Source organism: Enterobacter sp. T2, from assembly GCF_010692925.1.
Classification (GTDB): Bacteria; Pseudomonadota; Gammaproteobacteria; order Enterobacterales; family Enterobacteriaceae; genus Enterobacter; species Enterobacter kobei.
Genome location: NZ_CP048736.1, coordinates 491,938 through 508,971, shown reverse-complemented (window position 1 = coordinate 508,971; position 17,034 = coordinate 491,938). Strand labels below are relative to the sequence as shown.

The window sequence follows — 17,034 nt, the reverse complement described above, 5'->3', positions numbered from 1 at the left end:
TGTTCTACATTATAGAACAGCGTTCATTAATTTAACGAACATACTATGACGCAGAAAAAGCGCAGGTAAATGGGAGATGAGGAGGTAGTGCGGGAAATTTAAGCTGGATCACAGATTGAAGGAGGCGGTCTGTTGCCCTCACCCTAACCCTCTCCCTCTCCCACAGGGAGAGAGGACTTTTACTCCCTACCGGGGGTAATGGAGTTATTCAATCAGCATTTTCACCACGACTTTTCGCACCTTAGTAAGCGCCCCCACCGCGCACAGCGGCTTATGGACTTCGCCAGGCCAGAACACCACAAAATCCCCTTCGCTCAGCACCACGGTTTTCTCCTGCTCGCCTTCCGGCAGGAACGCGATGTCTTTGTCCGCCAGCCAGTCGGTATCCGGCGTACCGTGCGGCAGGGTGCTGAAGGTCATCCCTTCCTGACCCTTCATCACGATCTGGATGTCCAGATAGCGCGCATGAAACTCGGCGCGGCGTTCAGCAAACGGCTGAGTCATGTCTTCCGAGACCAGATAAAACAGAGTGTTGCCATCGATATCATGCTTGCCGGGCGGCGTGGCGTCGGTGACGTGGCGCTTTATATAGTCAATGGCCTGGCGCAGCGCGTCAGGCAGCCAGGGCTGGAGATGGTGGATGTTGCCGATGATCATGAAAAACCTCTCAATGTAAAACGACGTTTCATTTTTGTCTTTTATACGAGAGTTCGCGCTGCCATACCAGTCCTTTTTCTGTGACCTTTGCGCGAGCGCATGTTTATCGGGAAAGGTGTTAATTCACTGTTAATCACACACAGGCAATTATGCAGCGGTTATGCATAACCTCATTTCGCGCGCGCGATAGCGCCAACATAACTTCCTGAATCGAAAGCGTAAATCACAAAACCTGCTGCCGTATCACATTTTATCACTTTAATAATTTCCTTTATAAACTCATAATTATTTATGGATTTTCCTTAAGTCAAAAATAGTTAACTGCCATTATTGCATAGGTATTCCCACCACCAAATTTTAACATTTAAAATCAATGATATAACTAATTATTTCGAAACATTAAATTCTACAAAATAATAACAAATACAAATATTGCCACCGAATGCTGCTTAGCTATTCACGTGCCAATAATATGAAATTAATCATTATCTGATGCGAATCATGCAAATGAAAACAAACACCTTAATATCCATTTTCGCGTGAACTGCATCACAACAATGATTATTTAACCGCCTAGTATGAACCACGAAATCAATTGAGCTTAGCCGCCATGAAATTAAACACATCACATGGCGCATGCCCTTTTTATTCTGAAAAACAGTTAAAGGAATAATTATGGAAAAGCATTACGTCGGTTCTGAAATTGGTCAATTGCGTAGCGTTATGCTGCACCGCCCAAATTTAAGTCTGAAACGTTTAACGCCATCGAATTGTCAGGAACTGCTTTTCGATGATGTGCTCTCGGTTGAACGGGCGGGCGAAGAGCATGATATCTTCGCAAACACGCTGCGCGAGCAGGGTGTGGAAGTCCTGCTGTTAACCGACCTCCTGACACAAACGCTTGATATTACTGAAGCGAAAGCCTGGCTGCTGGAGACGCAAATCTCGGACTATCGCCTCGGGCCTACCTTTGCGGGCGACGTGCGCGGCTGGCTGGCGGACATGCCGCACCGTGAACTGGCGCGCAGATTAAGCGGCGGATTAACCTACGGCGAAATTCCGGCGGCCATCAAAAATATGGTGGTAGATACCCACACGGCCAATGACTTTATTATGAAGCCGCTGCCGAACCATTTATTTACCCGCGACACTTCCTGCTGGATTTATAACGGCGTGTCCATTAACCCGATGGCTAAACCCGCCCGTCAGCGTGAAACTAATAACCTTCGGGCAATATATCGCTGGCATCCGGCATTTGCCGACGGCGATTTTATAAAGTATTTCGGCGACGAAAATATTAATTACGATCATGCCACCCTGGAAGGCGGCGACGTATTAGTGATTGGTCGCGGGGCGGTATTGATCGGCATGTCTGAACGCACGACGCCGCAGGGCGTGGAGTTCCTCGCCAACAGCCTGTTCAAACACCGCCAGGCCGAGCGCGTGATCGCCGTTGAGCTGCCAAAACACCGCTCCTGCATGCACCTCGACACCGTGATGACCCACATCGACGTGGACACTTTCTCCGTCTACCCGGAAGTGGTGCGCAAAGACGCCCAGTGCTGGACGCTCACCCCGGACGGGCGCGGCGGCCTGCAACGTACCCAGGAAACCGACCTGCTGCACGCCATCGAGAAAGCGCTCGGCATTAACCAGGTGCGCCTGATCACCACCGGCGGCGACGCCTTTGAAGCCGAACGCGAACAGTGGAATGACGCCAACAACGTTCTGACCATCCGTCCCGGCGTGGTGATTGGCTACGAACGCAACGTCTGGACTAACGAGAAGTACGACAAAGCCGGCATCACCGTGCTGCCCATCCCGGGCGATGAGCTGGGACGCGGCCGCGGCGGCGCACGCTGCATGAGCTGCCCACTGGAACGCGACGGAATTTAAAGGAGCCATCATGGAACGAAAACCCACTCTGGTTGTGGCCCTTGGCGGCAACGCGCTGCTGAAGCGCGGCGAGCCGCTGGAAGCAGAGATCCAGCGCCAGAACATTGAGCAGGCCGCCCGCACCATCGCTGGGCTCACGGCGCAGTGGCGCGTGGTGCTGGTCCACGGCAACGGTCCACAGGTCGGGCTGCTGGCGCTGCAGAACAGCGCCTACGACAAAGTGACCCCTTACCCACTGGACGTTCTTGGTGCCGAAAGCCAGGGGATGATCGGCTACATGCTCCAGCAGGCGCTGAAAAACAGCCTGCCGCAGCGTGAGGTGAGCGTCCTGCTTACGCAAGTGGAAGTGGACGCCGCCGACCCGGCGTTCAGCAACCCGACCAAATACATCGGCCCGGTGTACAGCGAAGCCCAGGCAAAAACGCTGGCCGCGGAAAAAGGCTGGGTGTTTAAGGCCGACGGCAGCTACTTCCGTCGCGTGGTGCCGTCACCGCAGCCGAAACGCATCGTCGAGAGCGACGCCATCACGGCGCTGATCCAGCGCGACCACCTGGTGATCTGCAACGGCGGCGGCGGCGTGCCGGTGGTGGAAAACGCCAACGGCTATCACGGCATTGAGGCGGTGATCGATAAAGACCTCTCCGCCGCCCTGCTGGCGCGCCAGATTGAGGCCGACGCCCTGCTGATCCTCACCGATGCCGACGCGGTGTACCTCGACTGGGGAAAACCGACCCAGCGCCCGCTGGCGCAGGTGACGCCAGAACTGCTCAGAGGCATGCAGTTTGACGCCGGATCGATGGGGCCGAAAGTGGCCGCCTGCCGCGAGTTTGTTGAAGCCTGCAACGGCATTGCCGGGATCGGCGCGCTGGCCGATGGGGCAGAGATTCTGGCGGGCGAGAAAGGCACGTTGATTCGTAACTGAACATACATTTAAAAAGGATTTCCCATATGACCATCAACCTGAAAAACCGCAACTTTCTGAAACTGCTGGACTACACCCCGGCGGAGATCCAGTACCTGATCGACCTCGCCATCGAGCTGAAAGCGGCCAAAAAAGCCGGACGCGAAAAGCAAACCCTGGTCGGCAAAAACATCGCCCTGATCTTTGAAAAAACCTCCACCCGCACCCGCTGCGCCTTCGAAGTGGGCGCGTTTGACCAGGGTGCGCAGGTGACCTACCTCGGCCCAAGCGGGTCGCAGATCGGCCATAAAGAGTCGATGAAAGACACCGCCCGCGTGTTGGGGCGTATGTATGACGGTATCGAATACCGCGGCTACGGCCAGGCGATTGTTGAAGAGCTGGGTGAATACGCGGGCGTACCGGTGTGGAACGGCCTGACCGACGAATTCCATCCGACGCAGATCCTCGCCGATCTGATGACCATGCTGGAGCACGCCCCGGGCAAAACCCTGCCGGAGCTGAGCTTTGCTTATCTCGGCGACGCACGCAACAACATGGGCAACTCCCTGATGGTCGGCGCGGCCAAAATGGGGATGGACATCCGCCTGGTGGCACCGAAATCCTTCTGGCCGGAAGCGGGTCTGGTTGAGCAGTGCCGTGCCATCGCGAAAGAAACGGGCGCGCGCATCACCCTGACCGACGACGTGGAAGAAGGCGTGCGCGGGACGGATTTCCTCTACACCGACGTGTGGGTCTCCATGGGCGAGCCGAAAGAGGCGTGGGCCGAACGCGTCAGCCTGATGAAGCCGTATCAAATCAACGCGGACGTCATGAAAGCCACCGGCAACCCGAACGTCAAGTTCATGCACTGCCTGCCGGCGTTTCACAACGAGCACACCAAAGTGGGCCGCGAAATCGAAATGGCCTATGGCCTGAAAGGGCTGGAGGTGACGGAAGAGGTCTTCGAATCCCCGAACTCTATCGTCTTTGATGAAGCAGAAAACCGCATGCATACCATTAAAGCGGTCATGGTGGCGACACTCGGCGACTAATCACCGCCCGGCGCGCCGCGGGGTGCGCCGGGTTTCAGGAGAACATCATGGGCAAGTTCAAATTTCCCTCCGCATACACCATTCTCTTTTTTCTGATTGCCGTCGTTGCCGTCCTGACGTGGATTGTTCCGGCCGGGCAGTATCACATGGCCATGAACGAGGCGCTCGGCAAGGACGTGCCAGTTGCCGGAACCTATGCGCACGTAGCGGCCCATCCGCAGGGGCTGGTTTCCGTGCTGATGGCCCCGATTGCCGGGTTGTACGATCCCGAGTCCGGCCAGGCCGGGGCGATCGACGTTGCGCTGTTTATACTGATCATCGGGGGATTCCTCGGGATCGTCACCAAAACCGGGGCCATTGACGCCGGGATCGAACGCGTCACCACCCGGTTGCGCGGTCGTGAAGAGTGGATGATCCCGATCCTGATGGCGCTGTTTGCCGCAGGCGGCACCATTTACGGCATGGCCGAAGAGTCCCTGCCGTTCTATACCCTGCTGGTACCGGTGATGCTGGCCGCACGTTTCGACCCGGTGGTAGCCGCCTCCACCGTGCTGCTCGGCGCCGGGATCGGCACGCTTGGCTCCACCATTAACCCGTTCGCGACGGTGATCGCCGCCAACGCCGCCGGGATCCCCTTCACCAACGGTATCGCCCTGCGCGTGGCTCTGCTGGTCATCGGGTGGATCATCTGCGTGGCGTGGGTGATGCGCTATGCCCGTAAAGTGCGCAAGGATCCCTCTCTCTCCATCGTGGCGGACAAACAGGAGGAGAACCTCGCCCACTTCCTCGGCAACAAGGGCGAACAGTCGCTGGAATTCACCCCGGTGCGCAAAATCATCCTGGTGATTTTCGCCCTTGCCTTCGCGGTCATGATCTACGGCGTGGCGGTGCTCGGCTGGTGGATGGCGGAGATCTCAGCGGTGTTTCTCGCCAGTGCAATAATCGTCGGCCTGATCGCCCGCATGAGCGAAGAGGAACTGACCTCAACCTTTATCAACGGCGCGCGAGATTTGCTGGGCGTCGCGCTGATTATCGGTATCGCGCGCGGTATCGTAGTGATCATGGATAAGGGCATGATTACCCACACCATTTTGCACAGCGCCGAGGGAATGGTTACCGGCTTATCGACGGTAGCGTTCATCAACGTGATGTACTGGCTGGAGGTGGTGCTGTCGTTTCTTGTGCCTTCTTCGTCCGGCCTGGCCGTTCTGACGATGCCGATCATGGCGCCTCTTGCCGATTTCGCTAACGTCAACCGCGACCTGGTGGTTACGGCTTACCAGTCGGCGTCCGGTATCGTTAACCTGATCACTCCCACCTCTGCCGTCGTAATGGGCGGGCTGGCTATCGCCCGCGTGCCTTACGTGCGCTATCTGAAATGGGTCGCGCCGCTGCTGGGGATTTTAACGGTGGTGATTATGGTGGCGTTAAGTCTGGGGGCGTTGTTGTAATTTGCCGGATGGCGCTGCGCTTATCCGGCCTGTGGATCGGTGCGGTGTCACCGGTTATTTCGGGAACTGATATGGGAACTATGATGGATTACGAAGAGTACTCTCCCAAAGAGCAACTACAGCTAACGGTCTGCCAGCGTCTGATCGCGGAAAAGGGCTATCTCTCTCAGGAGGAGATCCGCCGCGACTTACAGGAGCGGGGTTTTGAGACCATCAGCCAGTCCACCGTTTCACGTCTGCTCAAGTTGCTCGGTGTCATAAAAATTCGAAATGCCAAAGGGCTAAAGATTTATTCGCTGAATCCCCAGCTGCGCCCGGCTCCTGATGCCGCGCGCACCGTGTCCGAAATGGTGGTGAGCGTTGAGCACAATAGCGAATTTATCCTTATCCATACCGTTGCCGGATATGGCCGCGCGGTGGCGCGTATCCTGGATTATCACCAGTTACCGGAAATTTTAGGCGTGGTGGCCGGAAGCAGTATCGTCTGGGTCGCCCCTCGGGTGGTGAAGCGCACCGCGCTGGTGCATAAGCAAATTAATTATTTACTCAGAACGCATTAATATTCATAAAGAACCGTTTGCATTGAGTAAAGCGTGCATTAAATCGCTTGATCCGCAAAGCGAGCTGCGTATAATGCCCGACAATTTGCCGGGAGGAAGCATGGTCAAGCGTGTACGACATAACGTCTTACCGCGTCTGAAATCAGACGCTGGCCTGCCGTTTTTCTTCCCGTTGCGTAATCTATTCCCAGAGCCCCTCATTTGAGGGGCTTTTTTTTGCCCGGCGTCAGGAGATAAACATGAATCCGCTTTATCAAAAACACATCATTTCCATAAACGACCTCAGCCGCGAAGAGCTGGAACTGGTTCTGGAAACCGCGGCAAAACTGAAGGCCAATCCGCAACCGGAGCTGCTGAAGCACAAGGTGATTGCGAGCTGCTTCTTTGAAGCCTCGACCCGCACCCGCCTCTCCTTTGAAACCTCCATGCACCGCCTGGGCGCGAGCGTGGTGGGCTTCTCAGACAGCAGCAACACGTCGCTGGGTAAAAAAGGCGAGACCCTGGCGGATACCATTTCAGTGATCAGCACCTACGTAGACGCGATTGTGATGCGCCACCCGCAGGAGGGCGCGGCGCGCCTGGCGACCGAGTTTTCCGGTGGCATCCCGGTACTGAACGCCGGGGACGGTGCTAACCAGCATCCGACTCAGACCCTGCTGGATCTGTTCACCATTCAGGAGACGCAGGGCACGCTGGAGAACCTGAACATCGCCATGGTCGGCGACCTGAAATATGGCCGCACCGTCCACTCCCTGACCCAGGCGCTGGCGAAATTTAACGGCAACCGCTTCTTCTTCATCGCCCCAGACGCGCTGGCGATGCCGCAGTACATTCTCGATATGCTGGACGAAAAAGGCATTGCGTGGAGCCTGCACGCCAGCATCGAAGAGGTGATGAGCCACGTGGATATTCTCTACATGACCCGCGTGCAGAAAGAGCGTCTGGATCCTTCCGAGTACGCCAACGTGAAGGCGCAGTTTGTCCTGCGCGCCAGCGACCTCGACGGCGCGCGCGACAACATGAAGGTGCTGCACCCGCTGCCGCGCATCGATGAGATCACCACAGACGTGGATAAAACGCCGCACGCCTGGTACTTCCAGCAGGCCGGGAACGGTATCTTCGCCCGCCAGGCGTTACTGGCACTGGTTCTGAATCGCGACTTAGCTCTGTAAGGGGAGACGACCATGACACACGATAACAAACTCCAGGTTGAAGCCATCAAACGTGGCACCGTGATTGACCACATCCCTGCGCAGGTGGGCTTTAAGCTGCTGACGCTGTTCAAACTGACCGAAACCGATCAGCGCATCACCATTGGCCTGAACCTGCCGTCGGGCGAGATGGGCCGCAAGGACTTGATCAAAATCGAGAATACCTTCCTGACCGACGAGCAGGTCAACCAGCTGTCGCTGTACGCACCGGATGCCACCGTCAACCGCATCGACGAGTATGAAGTGGTCGGCAAATCCCATCCTGGCCTGCCGGATCGCATCGAGAGTGTGCTGGTCTGTCCGAACAGCAACTGCATCAGTCATGCTGAGCCGGTTTCATCCAGTTTTGCAGTGAAAAAACGCGCTGATGACATCGCACTCAAATGTAAATACTGCGAAAAAGAGTTTTCTCATTATGTGGTGCTGGCCAACTAATTGAGGTTGGTAAAGGATCCCGGCCTCCCTATAATGGCCGGGAACATTTAATCAGCTGTTATTCTGGAGAAATCATGACCAAAGTACTCGCGACGGAAAATGCACCCGCGGCTATCGGCCCGTACGTTCAGGGCGTTGATCTGGGCAGCATGATCATCACCTCGGGCCAGATCCCGGTGAACCCAAAAACCGGTGAAGTGCCAGCCGACGTAGCGGCACAGGCGCGTCAGTCGCTGGAAAACGTGCAGGCTATCGTTGAATCTGCCGGTCTGAAAGTGGGCGACATCGTGAAAACGACCGTGTTCGTGAAAGATCTGAACGATTTCGCGACCGTTAACGCCACTTACGAAGCATTCTTTACCGAACACAATGCGACCTTCCCGGCGCGCTCCTGCGTTGAAGTGGCGCGTCTGCCAAAAGACGTGAAAATTGAAATCGAAGCGATCGCCGTGCGCCGCTAATCAATTTCAGGCAAACCAGGGCAGCTTCGGCTGCCTTTTTTATTTGGCTATTTTTACCTTCGTAATACGATGACGACGCGGTCCGGGAATAAATACACTCGCACACCTTTATAAATTCCCGCTTCGGACAAAAATGAAAATCTCCAGAATTGCGTTGGCTATGGCCACTCTTACGGTAGCCTCTTCTGCGCTGGCACACGGCTATATCGAATCCCCTGCCAGCCGCGCTTATATGTGTAAACAGGGACAAAATATTGACTGCGGTCTGGTGGAATATGAACCCCAGAGCGTAGAACGTGCCTCCGGTTTCCCGTCAGGGAGCCTGCCGCCGGATGGCGAACTCGCCAGCGCCGGGATTGCCAACTACTCGCAGCTTGATAAGCAAAGCCAGAATGCCTGGACCAAAACGCCGATGACAGCCGGGGTACATCAGTTTGTCTGGCACCACACCGCGCCGCACAAAACCACCAACTGGCGCTATTACATCACCAAACAAAACTGGAACCCGAATAAGCCGCTGACCCGCGACCAGTTCGACTTAACGCCGTTTTGTACGGTAAACGGCAACGGCCAGGCGCCAGCAATGACCCAGTCGATGAACTGTAACGTGCCGGAACGTACCGGTTATCAGGTGATTTACGGCGTGTGGGAAATTGCCGATACGCCCAACAGTTTCTATCAGGCCATCGACGTGGACTTCGGTAACGGCGGCAACGTCACGCCGGATGAAACCCCGGCCGCCGCCTCCGTATGGAGCAAAACGCTGAGCGGCCAGGTTGCAGGTAACAACCTCAACGTGGGCGATAAAGTGATTGCTCGCTTCTTCGATGCCAACGGCGAAATTGCCTCCATGGCGACCGAGCTGACTATCGCCTCGGCTCAACAGGGAGATGCCAACCAGTGGGCCTACGATCTTGCGCAAAAAATTAACAGCGCTCATCACGACGTGCGCGTCGGCGTGAAGGATGAAAGCGGAGACGTTAGCCCGGTTCACGGCGCAAACAGCGTCTTCGTAAAAGAAGACAGTACGCTGAAGTCAGTGGCTATCTCTTATGAAGAGCAAAAAGCGGTGGTTAATGAATCCATTGCCGTGACTGACCTGCATTACAGCAAAGTGACTCACGGTGCCGCGACGGTGACATTCCACGTCAATACGCAGGGTGACGTGAACCTTGAAGCACACGTATTGAACCATCCCGGAGCGGAAAAAGGTTATCTGAAGCAGGATATGAATAACAGCAACCAGGATGTGACCATGAACCTGACAAACGTCACGCCAGGGCACCACATGCTGAAATACTACGCTACCAATAAAGCCGGCACCCTGTTCGCGCAGGACGTGCTGGATATGATGCTCGAAGGTGAAGCAACCTCCGGCGATACCGGTAAATCTGATTTTATCTTCCCGGATAACCTTGCCTCTTATAAGGCGGGCACCGTGGTGTTGCAGCCAAAAGACGGTAAGACCTACGAGTGCAAGCCATTCCCGTACAGCGGGTACTGCAAACAGTACAGTTCGACCTCTACCCAGTTCGAGCCCGGCGTGGGATCAGACTGGAAAGAGGCGTGGATGTTGAAGAACTGAGTTGCCTTTACGCCCGGCGGCACTTCGTTTGCCGGGCCTACACGTCACGTAGGCCCGGTAAGCGTAGCGCCACCGGGCGCTTATGTTACTGGTTTCGCGTCGCCCTGAGCAGCGTCTCCAGCGGATAGACCGCCGCGATGACCACTTCGTCCTGCACCTTCGCCGCGTTATCCAGCTCGCGTTGAATCGAGGCGATCTCTTTGTCATCCAGCGTGCCCTGTCGCGCCACCAGATCCGTCAGCCTCAGGCCAATTGCGGCAAGCTTATCCACCTCCAGGATCACCGGTTTAATCGCCTTCAGCTGATAGCTGTTTTCGCTCAGCGCCAGCGCGTCGCTGGTGTTGCTCTGCCAGCGATTAAAGACGTGGCGCAGCGCGTCGGCGCTTTCCGTGTCTTCCGCATCGCTCACCAGACGGTCCGCCCATTTGTTCATCTGACGCACGGTGATGCTTTCCGCATTCAGCGCATCCGCGAGGCGGTTAAGCGGCTCAAACTGGTGATAGTTTCTCGCCTGGAACTTGAGGTGCTGACGGGTGTAATACTGGGCCGGTTCAAGCGCCTGCGCGAGGATTTGCAGCGGCAACGTGTCGGCATTATTCGCGAGCCGCGTGAATTGCACCTGCTGCTGGGTATGCTGCTGCAGGCCAACCGACACCGTCGTCCAGCTGTCCATCGCCTGCAGGCGGGTATACATGTTGTCGACATCATTGACGTCCTGCGCGGACCATAACCGCTCCGCCACCGCAAACGTCCGAGGCCACAGGCGGATATCCAGCACCTGCGCGACCACGTTTTCCGCCCACAGCGCGGCTTCTCCGCCGAGCAAATTAGCCTGATTCGCCACGTCCGGCACTACCGGTGGGATCCCTTTCGGCACCTCGTCCAGACGGCTACCGCTAATCGGATAGCGGGTATTGCCCACCAGGAAGTAACCGGTGAGCTTGTCGTTATCGACCGAGACGACCGGGCGCGTTTCGCCCATCCAGGTGTCAACGGTAAACGTCACCTGATTGTCGTCGCGCCACGCAATATCCTGCACCGCACGGCGGGATTTCCCGGCAAAATCAATAAAACCGCGCCAGCCGGCGTCCCCTTTCACCAGGGTAAAACTCCCCTCGACTGGCTTGCCTTTCAGACGCGGCATGGAGAAGGCCCAGCTCTGGGCGCTGTCGGTGTCTGCTATCACGTCCACGCCATTCAGCCCCTGGGGAACGATTTCATTGCGGTAGTGATAGGCGGTGGACTGGGGTTGATCGAGGTAGAAACCGGTCGAAAGAATGCCCTTGTAGCCGGTTTGCGCCACCTTACCCAGCGCGTCCTGCCCCTGCCAGGACTGGATCAGAATGCTTTTCGGTAAGTCAGGATGATAGATCTCATCCCAGCCGACCATCTGCCGATGATGTTTCTCGAGGATCGTCTCCAGCTTGCGGTTGAAATAGGCCTGCAGCGCGTGGCTGTCCGCCAGCTTGTGGTCACGTATAAACTGCTGAATGGCAGGATTCGCTTTCCACTGGCTGTCGTCCACCTCATCCCCGCCGATGTGCAGATACGGATCCGGGAAGATCGCCGCCAGTTCGCTGACCATCGCGTCAGCAAAGGCGTATGTGGCCTCTTTGGTCGGATCAAGCACCGGCTTCAGCACGCCCCAGTTGCGCTCCATTTTGTAGGGCCCCGGCGCGCTCATCAGCACCGGGTAGGCCACAGCAATCGCCGAGGCGTGGCCCGGCATGTCGATCTCCGGCACCACGCGGATGCCGCGCTCGGTGGCATAGCGAACAATCTCGCGCATCTGCTCAGGGGTATAGAACAGCCCGTCGCTGGCAAGCTGCGTCAGCTTCGGGTAACGCTTCGAGCTGAAGCGCCAGCCCTGATCGTCGGTTAAGTGCCAGTGCAGGACGTTAAGCTTTGCGGCCGCCATGCCGTCAATCTGGCGTTTGATATCCGCGACGGGAATGAAATGGCGCGCCGAGTCGAGCAGCAGCCCTCGCCACGGGAAGCGCGGCGCGTCTTCAATGGTCACCCACGGCAGCGACGTGTTTTCCGCGCCGTTTTGCACCAGCTGAAGCAGCGTTTCCATCGCCCGCAGCGCGCCGAAGCGGGTGTTGGCGGAGATGTTCACACCGTTGGCATCCACCGTGAGCTTATAGCTTTCATCGCTGTCCGGCAGCGGCTGTGGCTTCACCTTTTTGGCGATGGCGATGCGAATGGTCGGTTTGTCCGGTTGCTCAGCCTGCGGCTGTAGCGTCCAGCCGGTTTGCAGGGCGATACGCTGACGCAGGCGGTTGACAGCGGCGCCGAGATCGTCGCCGCTGACGGTCACGGAAAGTTGGCTGGTGAGCACCAGTGCGCCCTGCGTGGTCGGGCGTTCCACCTTCGCAGGCCAGGGCATTAACGGGAGATCCCCTGCCGGGGCGGCAAAGGCAGAGGCGCCGAGCAGCAGCCCGGCGGTTAAGAGACTGTACCGTAACATGAATGTTCCTTATCTGACGGGCCAAATAAAGGCAAAACATTCTGTTAACATGCGTACAAATTGTCGTCAAGCGAATGCGCCAACGGCGATCACAGGTTGTTAAATTTGGGAGGAAAGCCAGTTGCCGGGTGGCGGCTTCGCCTTACCCGGCCTACGATCCGAACGTAGGCCCGGTAAGCGCAGCGCCACCGGGCTTGCCGTTACTGCCACCCATACCGACGCGCATAAAACCCTTTCACCATCTGCGTCAGCACCATGTAGCCCGCGAGGATCGCCACCAGCCACGGGAAGTAGCTCAGCGGCAGCGCCTGAAGCTGCAGGTAACTTGCCAGCGGCGAGAACGGCAGCGCGATGCCGAGCGCCATCACAATGCCCGTCATCACAATCAGCGGCCATGCGGCACGGCTCTGGATGAACGGAATGCGGCGCGTGCGGATCATATGCACAATCAGCGTTTGCGACAGCAGACCCACCACGAACCAGCCGGACTGGAACAAGGTCTGATGTTCCGGCGTGTTGGCATGGAATACAAACCACATCAGGCAGAAGGTCAGGATGTCGAAGATGGAGCTGATCGGCCCAAAGAACAGCATAAAGCGCCCCAGATCGGACGGGTTCCAGCGCTGTGGCTTCTGGATCTGCTCGTCGTCGACGTTATCAAACGGGATCGCTACCTGGGACACGTCGTACATCAGGTTCTGGATCAGCAGGTGCAGCGGCAGCATCGGCAGGAACGGCAGAAACGCGCTGGCCACCAGGACGCTGAACACGTTACCGAAGTTGGAGCTGGCGGTCATTTTGATGTACTTGAGCATGTTGGCAAAGGTGCGACGCCCTTCGATAACGCCTTCCTCCAGCACCATCAGGCTTTTTTCCAGCAGGATAATATCCGCCGCTTCGCGGGCAATATCCACCGCGCCGTCCACGGAGATGCCAATATCCGCGGCACGCAGGGCGGGCGCATCGTTGATGCCGTCGCCCATAAAGCCGACCACGTGCCCTTCACGACGCAGCAGGGTAACAATGCGCTCTTTGTGCATCGGTGTCAGGCGGGCAAACAGCGTGGTGTGCTGCGCCAGTTTCGCCAGCTCGTCGTCGGACAGGTGCTCAATGTCGCTGCCCACGACCACATCGCCCGCATCCAGCCCTACTTCGTGACACACTTTCGCGGCCACCAGCTCGCTGTCGCCGGTGAGGATTTTAACGGTGATACCGCTCGCCTTCAGCGCTTTGAGCGCAGGCGCGGTGGTCTCTTTCGGCGGATCGAGGAATGCGATGTAACCCTCGAGGATCAAATCGGATTCGTCGATACGCTGATAGTCCCCCTCGCGCGCGGGCAGAAACTTGCTCGCAACCGCCACCACGCGCAGCCCCTGACGGTTCAGGTTGTCGGTGACGCGCCTGATGCGGCGCAGCATGGTGTCGTCCAGCGGCACGATCTCACCGTTATGGCGCACCTGCGTCGACACATTCAGGATCTCCTGCAGCGCGCCTTTGCAGATCAGCTGGTGCACGTCCGGCTGCTCGCTCACCACCACCGACATGCGGCGGCGTTCAAAGTCAAACGGGATCTCATCCACCTTCTGCCAGCGACCGGAGAGCGTGCGGGCGGCTTCCTCATCGACCCCTTCCAGCACCGCCACGTCGAGCAGGTTCTTCAGCCCGGTCTGGTAATGGCTGTTCAGCCACGCGCTGTGCAGCACGCGTTCGCTGGTTTTACCGGCGATATCGGTGTGGTTCTCCAGCACGATTTTATCCTGCGTCAGGGTGCCGGTTTTGTCGGTGCAGAGAATGTCCATCGCGCCAAAGTTCTGGATAGCGTCGAGGTGCTTGACGATCACTTTCTGTTTCGAGAGCTTCACCGCCCCACGCGCCAGCGTGGAGGTGACAATCATCGGCAGCATTTCCGGCGTTAAGCCAACGGCCACGGAGAGGGCAAACAGCGCCGCCTCCCACCAGTCGCCCTTGGTGTAGCCGTTGATCAACAGCACAATCGGCGTCATCACCATCATAAAGCGGATCAGCAGCATGCTGACGCGGCCAATCCCTTTCTGGAAGGCATTCGGCTCGCTCTCCTGCTCGCTGACGCGTCCGGCAAGCTGACCAAACCAGGTGTTGCCCCCGGTCGCGGTGACAATCGCCTGCGCCGTACCGCTGACGACCGTGGTTCCCATAAAGCACAGGGTGTCGCACTCAAGCGGGTTCATCTGCTGCGGATCACGGCTGCGCGCCACCTTTTCAACGGGCAGGGATTCCCCGGTCAGGGAGGCCTGGGCGACAAACAGATCCCGCGCCTGAATGATGCGTAAATCCGCAGGAATCATGTCCCCCGCGGCCAGCTTCACCAGGTCACCCGGCACCAGCTGGTCAATGGGCAGCTCCACCCAGGCGTTTTCGCCGAGGTCGTTAATCACGCGCGAGACGGTCGCGGTGTTGCTGACCATCGCTTTCAGGGCGTCCGCCGCTTTGGTGGAGCGGGCTTCCTGAATAAAGTTCAGCAGCGTGGAAATCCCCACCATCAGGGCAATCACCCCAGCGGCAAAGAGATCTTCCGTCGCGTAGGAGATGATGCCGAGCACGGTCAGCAGCAGGTTGAAGGGGTTGCGGTAGCAGAGCCACAGGTGCACCCACCACGGAGATGGTTTTTGCGCCGGAATGTGGTTATCGCCGTGCACGGCGCGGATTTTGTCCACTTCCGTCGCGTTCAGCCCTTCCGGGTGGCCGCCAAAGGCGCGCCAGACTTCGTTCTCATCCATTGCCGCCACGTTCAGGCAGCGTTCGGTCAGGGAAGCGGGAATCGCTGCACCCGCGATGTTTTTGGCATTAGGCAGCGGGTCGCGCTGAATAAGACGATGTGGCAGGTGGCGGCTCAGCAGAGCCTGCAGCTGCCGGGTGATATTTTTAAACATAGTCATTCCTCCGCATCCGCAACGGCGGACGCAGCATTCCCTTCAGGCATGGCAAAGCCGTACCTGTCAGGCACTCAATTTTTCAAGCAGGAACGTTTGGGACGTTGCTGCCTCACATCACCGGTGAGACAGCAAAAGCTGGCTTACCGGAAAGAACGTGTTCTCCCGTTCAGGAGAGGTGTGGGATCGGGATCCATGGAGCCTCCGGTAAGTAAAAAACAGGGTGTCGCCGCGCAGTATAAGGATTTAAGCGTACCCTTTGTGACGATTCGGGCGGTATTATACCCCCCTGCAAATAAACCGAACGTAAACCAGACTTTGCCCATAGCGAAATCGCGCTATAGCATTAGGCTCAATTGATCATTTTGTCGTTGTTACAGGGAAAACAGCATGCAGAACCGCCTTACCATTAAAGACATCGCGCGTTTAAGCGGCGTGGGGAAATCGACCGTCTCACGCGTGCTGAATAACGAAAGCGGTGTCAGCGAACGCACCCGCGAGCGCGTCGAGGCGGTGATGAATCAGCACGGCTTTTCCCCTTCCCGCTCCGCGCGCGCTATGCGTGGGCAGAGTGATAAAGTGGTCGCGATTATTGTCTCTCGTCTGGATTCGCTCTCGGAGAACCTTGCCGTGCAGACCATGCTGCCCGCCTTTTACGAGCAGGGATATGACCCCATCATGATGGAGAGCCAGTTCTCGCCGCAGCTGGTTGAAGAGCATCTGGGCATGCTCCAGCGACGCAACATTGACGGCGTGGTGCTGTTCGGCTTTACCGGCATTAAAGACGAGATGCTAAAACCCTGGCAGCCCTCACTGGTCATGATGGCGCGCGACGCCCACGGTTTTGCCTCTGTCTGTTATGACGACGAGGGGGCGATTATCACCCTGATGCAGCGTTTGTACGATAAAGGCCATCGCCATATCAGCTTCCTCGGCGTACCCCACACCGACGTCACCACCGGCAAGCGTCGCCATGAGGCCTATCTGGCGTTTTGCAAAAAGCACAACCTCCCGGCCGTCGCCTCCCTGCCGGGTCTGGGCATGAAGCAAGGCTACGAGCAGGTTGCCAGTGTCCTGACCCCGCAGACAACCGCGCTGGTGTGCGCCACGGATACGCTGGCGCTGGGAGCCAGCAAATACCTTCAGGAGCAGCGCATCGACAGCCTGCAGGTGGCGAGCGTCGGCAGCACGCCGCTGATGAAGTTTCTGCACCCGGAGATCATCGCCGTCGATCCGGGTTATGCCGAGTCCGGCAGACAGGCCGCCGCGCAGCTGATCGAGCAGATCAACGGGCGGAGTGAGCCGCGGCAGATCGTGATTCCCGCTCATCTTTCATAGCCCCCCTGAAGCGTTTATTGTGATCTTCGCCCGATTTCGGGAACGTTCCCATTTTCGCCGTCACGCTGAAAGAGTAGGCTTGCGCTCAGGTCATTACACCCCTCACCA

General features: G+C 57.4%; 14 protein-coding genes and 1 pseudogene. 11 read left to right on the top strand and 4 right to left on the bottom strand.

The genetic code is table 11. The annotated features are described in order from the left end of the window. Positions 1–204 precede the first annotated feature (204 nt). The gene (locus G0034_RS02420) at positions 205–657 is read right to left on the bottom strand and encodes a YhcH/YjgK/YiaL family protein (RefSeq protein ID WP_179120459.1); all 453 of its coding nucleotides are present in this window, start codon (positions 655–657) and stop codon (positions 205–207) included. 675 nt (positions 658–1,332) lie between these two features. Here G0034_RS02420 and arcA point away from each other — a divergent pair. The 5 genes from arcA (at position 1,333) to G0034_RS02395 (ending at position 6,517) form a co-directional block, all read left to right on the top strand. Beyond that, positions 1,333–2,553 carry an arginine deiminase gene (gene arcA, locus G0034_RS02415; RefSeq protein WP_014882312.1) on the top strand — a complete coding sequence of 407 codons (1,221 nt, stop codon included), beginning with the start codon at positions 1,333–1,335 and terminating at the stop codon, positions 2,551–2,553. Between the two features lie 10 nt (positions 2,554–2,563). After that, positions 2,564–3,475: a carbamate kinase gene (arcC, locus tag G0034_RS02410; RefSeq protein WP_032637623.1), complete on the top strand. Its 912-nt coding sequence runs from the start codon at positions 2,564–2,566 to the stop codon at positions 3,473–3,475. Positions 3,476–3,501: 26 nt separating this feature from the next. Further along, on the top strand, positions 3,502–4,506 hold the full coding sequence (gene argF, locus G0034_RS02405) for an ornithine carbamoyltransferase (RefSeq protein ID WP_023310201.1): 1,005 nt from the start codon (positions 3,502–3,504) through the stop codon (positions 4,504–4,506). Between the two features lie 47 nt (positions 4,507–4,553). Further along, positions 4,554–5,957 carry a YfcC family protein gene (locus G0034_RS02400; RefSeq protein WP_045134401.1) on the top strand — a complete coding sequence of 468 codons (1,404 nt, stop codon included), beginning with the start codon at positions 4,554–4,556 and terminating at the stop codon, positions 5,955–5,957. An 80-nt stretch (positions 5,958–6,037) separates the two neighbouring features. After that, the gene (locus tag G0034_RS02395) at positions 6,038–6,517 is read left to right on the top strand and encodes an arginine repressor (protein WP_014882308.1); all 480 of its coding nucleotides are present in this window, start codon (positions 6,038–6,040) and stop codon (positions 6,515–6,517) included. Positions 6,518–6,520: 3 nt separating this feature from the next. On the opposite strand, the pseudogene G0034_RS02390 reads toward G0034_RS02395, so the two are convergent. After that, positions 6,521–6,638 (bottom strand): annotated as a pseudogene (locus tag G0034_RS02390) (hypothetical protein). On the opposite strand from G0034_RS02390, the gene G0034_RS02385 reads away from it, so the two are divergent. From G0034_RS02385 to gbpA, 5 genes are all read left to right on the top strand, one after another. Beyond that, the gene (locus G0034_RS02385; RefSeq protein ID WP_176608854.1) at positions 6,618–6,722 is read left to right on the top strand and encodes a pyrBI operon leader peptide; all 105 of its coding nucleotides are present in this window, start codon (positions 6,618–6,620) and stop codon (positions 6,720–6,722) included. The pseudogene G0034_RS02390 and the gene G0034_RS02385 overlap by 21 nt on opposite strands. A 34-nt stretch (positions 6,723–6,756) precedes the next feature. Continuing rightward, positions 6,757–7,689 (top strand): aspartate carbamoyltransferase, encoded by a 933-nt coding sequence (pyrB, locus tag G0034_RS02380; RefSeq protein WP_014882307.1) that lies wholly within the window; start codon positions 6,757–6,759, stop codon positions 7,687–7,689. Between the two features lie 12 nt (positions 7,690–7,701). Further along, on the top strand, positions 7,702–8,163 hold the full coding sequence (gene pyrI, locus G0034_RS02375) for an aspartate carbamoyltransferase regulatory subunit (protein ID WP_014882306.1): 462 nt from the start codon (positions 7,702–7,704) through the stop codon (positions 8,161–8,163). 74 nt (positions 8,164–8,237) lie between these two features. Next, positions 8,238–8,624: a 2-iminobutanoate/2-iminopropanoate deaminase gene (gene ridA / locus G0034_RS02370; protein WP_014882305.1), complete on the top strand. Its 387-nt coding sequence runs from the start codon at positions 8,238–8,240 to the stop codon at positions 8,622–8,624. A gap of 133 nt (positions 8,625–8,757) precedes the next feature. After that, on the top strand, positions 8,758–10,209 hold the full coding sequence (gbpA, locus tag G0034_RS02365) for an N-acetylglucosamine-binding protein GbpA (protein WP_059373012.1): 1,452 nt from the start codon (positions 8,758–8,760) through the stop codon (positions 10,207–10,209). 85 nt (positions 10,210–10,294) lie between these two features. Here gbpA and G0034_RS02360 read toward each other — a convergent pair whose 3' ends face one another. Continuing rightward, complete coding sequence (locus G0034_RS02360) at positions 10,295–12,679, bottom strand: beta-N-acetylhexosaminidase (RefSeq protein WP_179120458.1); 2,385 nt, start codon at positions 12,677–12,679, stop codon at positions 10,295–10,297. 200 nt (positions 12,680–12,879) lie between these two features. After that, the gene (mgtA, locus tag G0034_RS02355; protein WP_047343872.1) at positions 12,880–15,588 is read right to left on the bottom strand and encodes a magnesium-translocating P-type ATPase; all 2,709 of its coding nucleotides are present in this window, start codon (positions 15,586–15,588) and stop codon (positions 12,880–12,882) included. Positions 15,589–15,978: 390 nt separating this feature from the next. On the opposite strand from mgtA, the gene treR reads away from it, so the two are divergent. Next, positions 15,979–16,926 carry a trehalose operon repressor TreR gene (gene treR / locus G0034_RS02350; protein ID WP_023338960.1) on the top strand — a complete coding sequence of 316 codons (948 nt, stop codon included), beginning with the start codon at positions 15,979–15,981 and terminating at the stop codon, positions 16,924–16,926. Positions 16,927–17,034 lie beyond the last annotated feature (108 nt).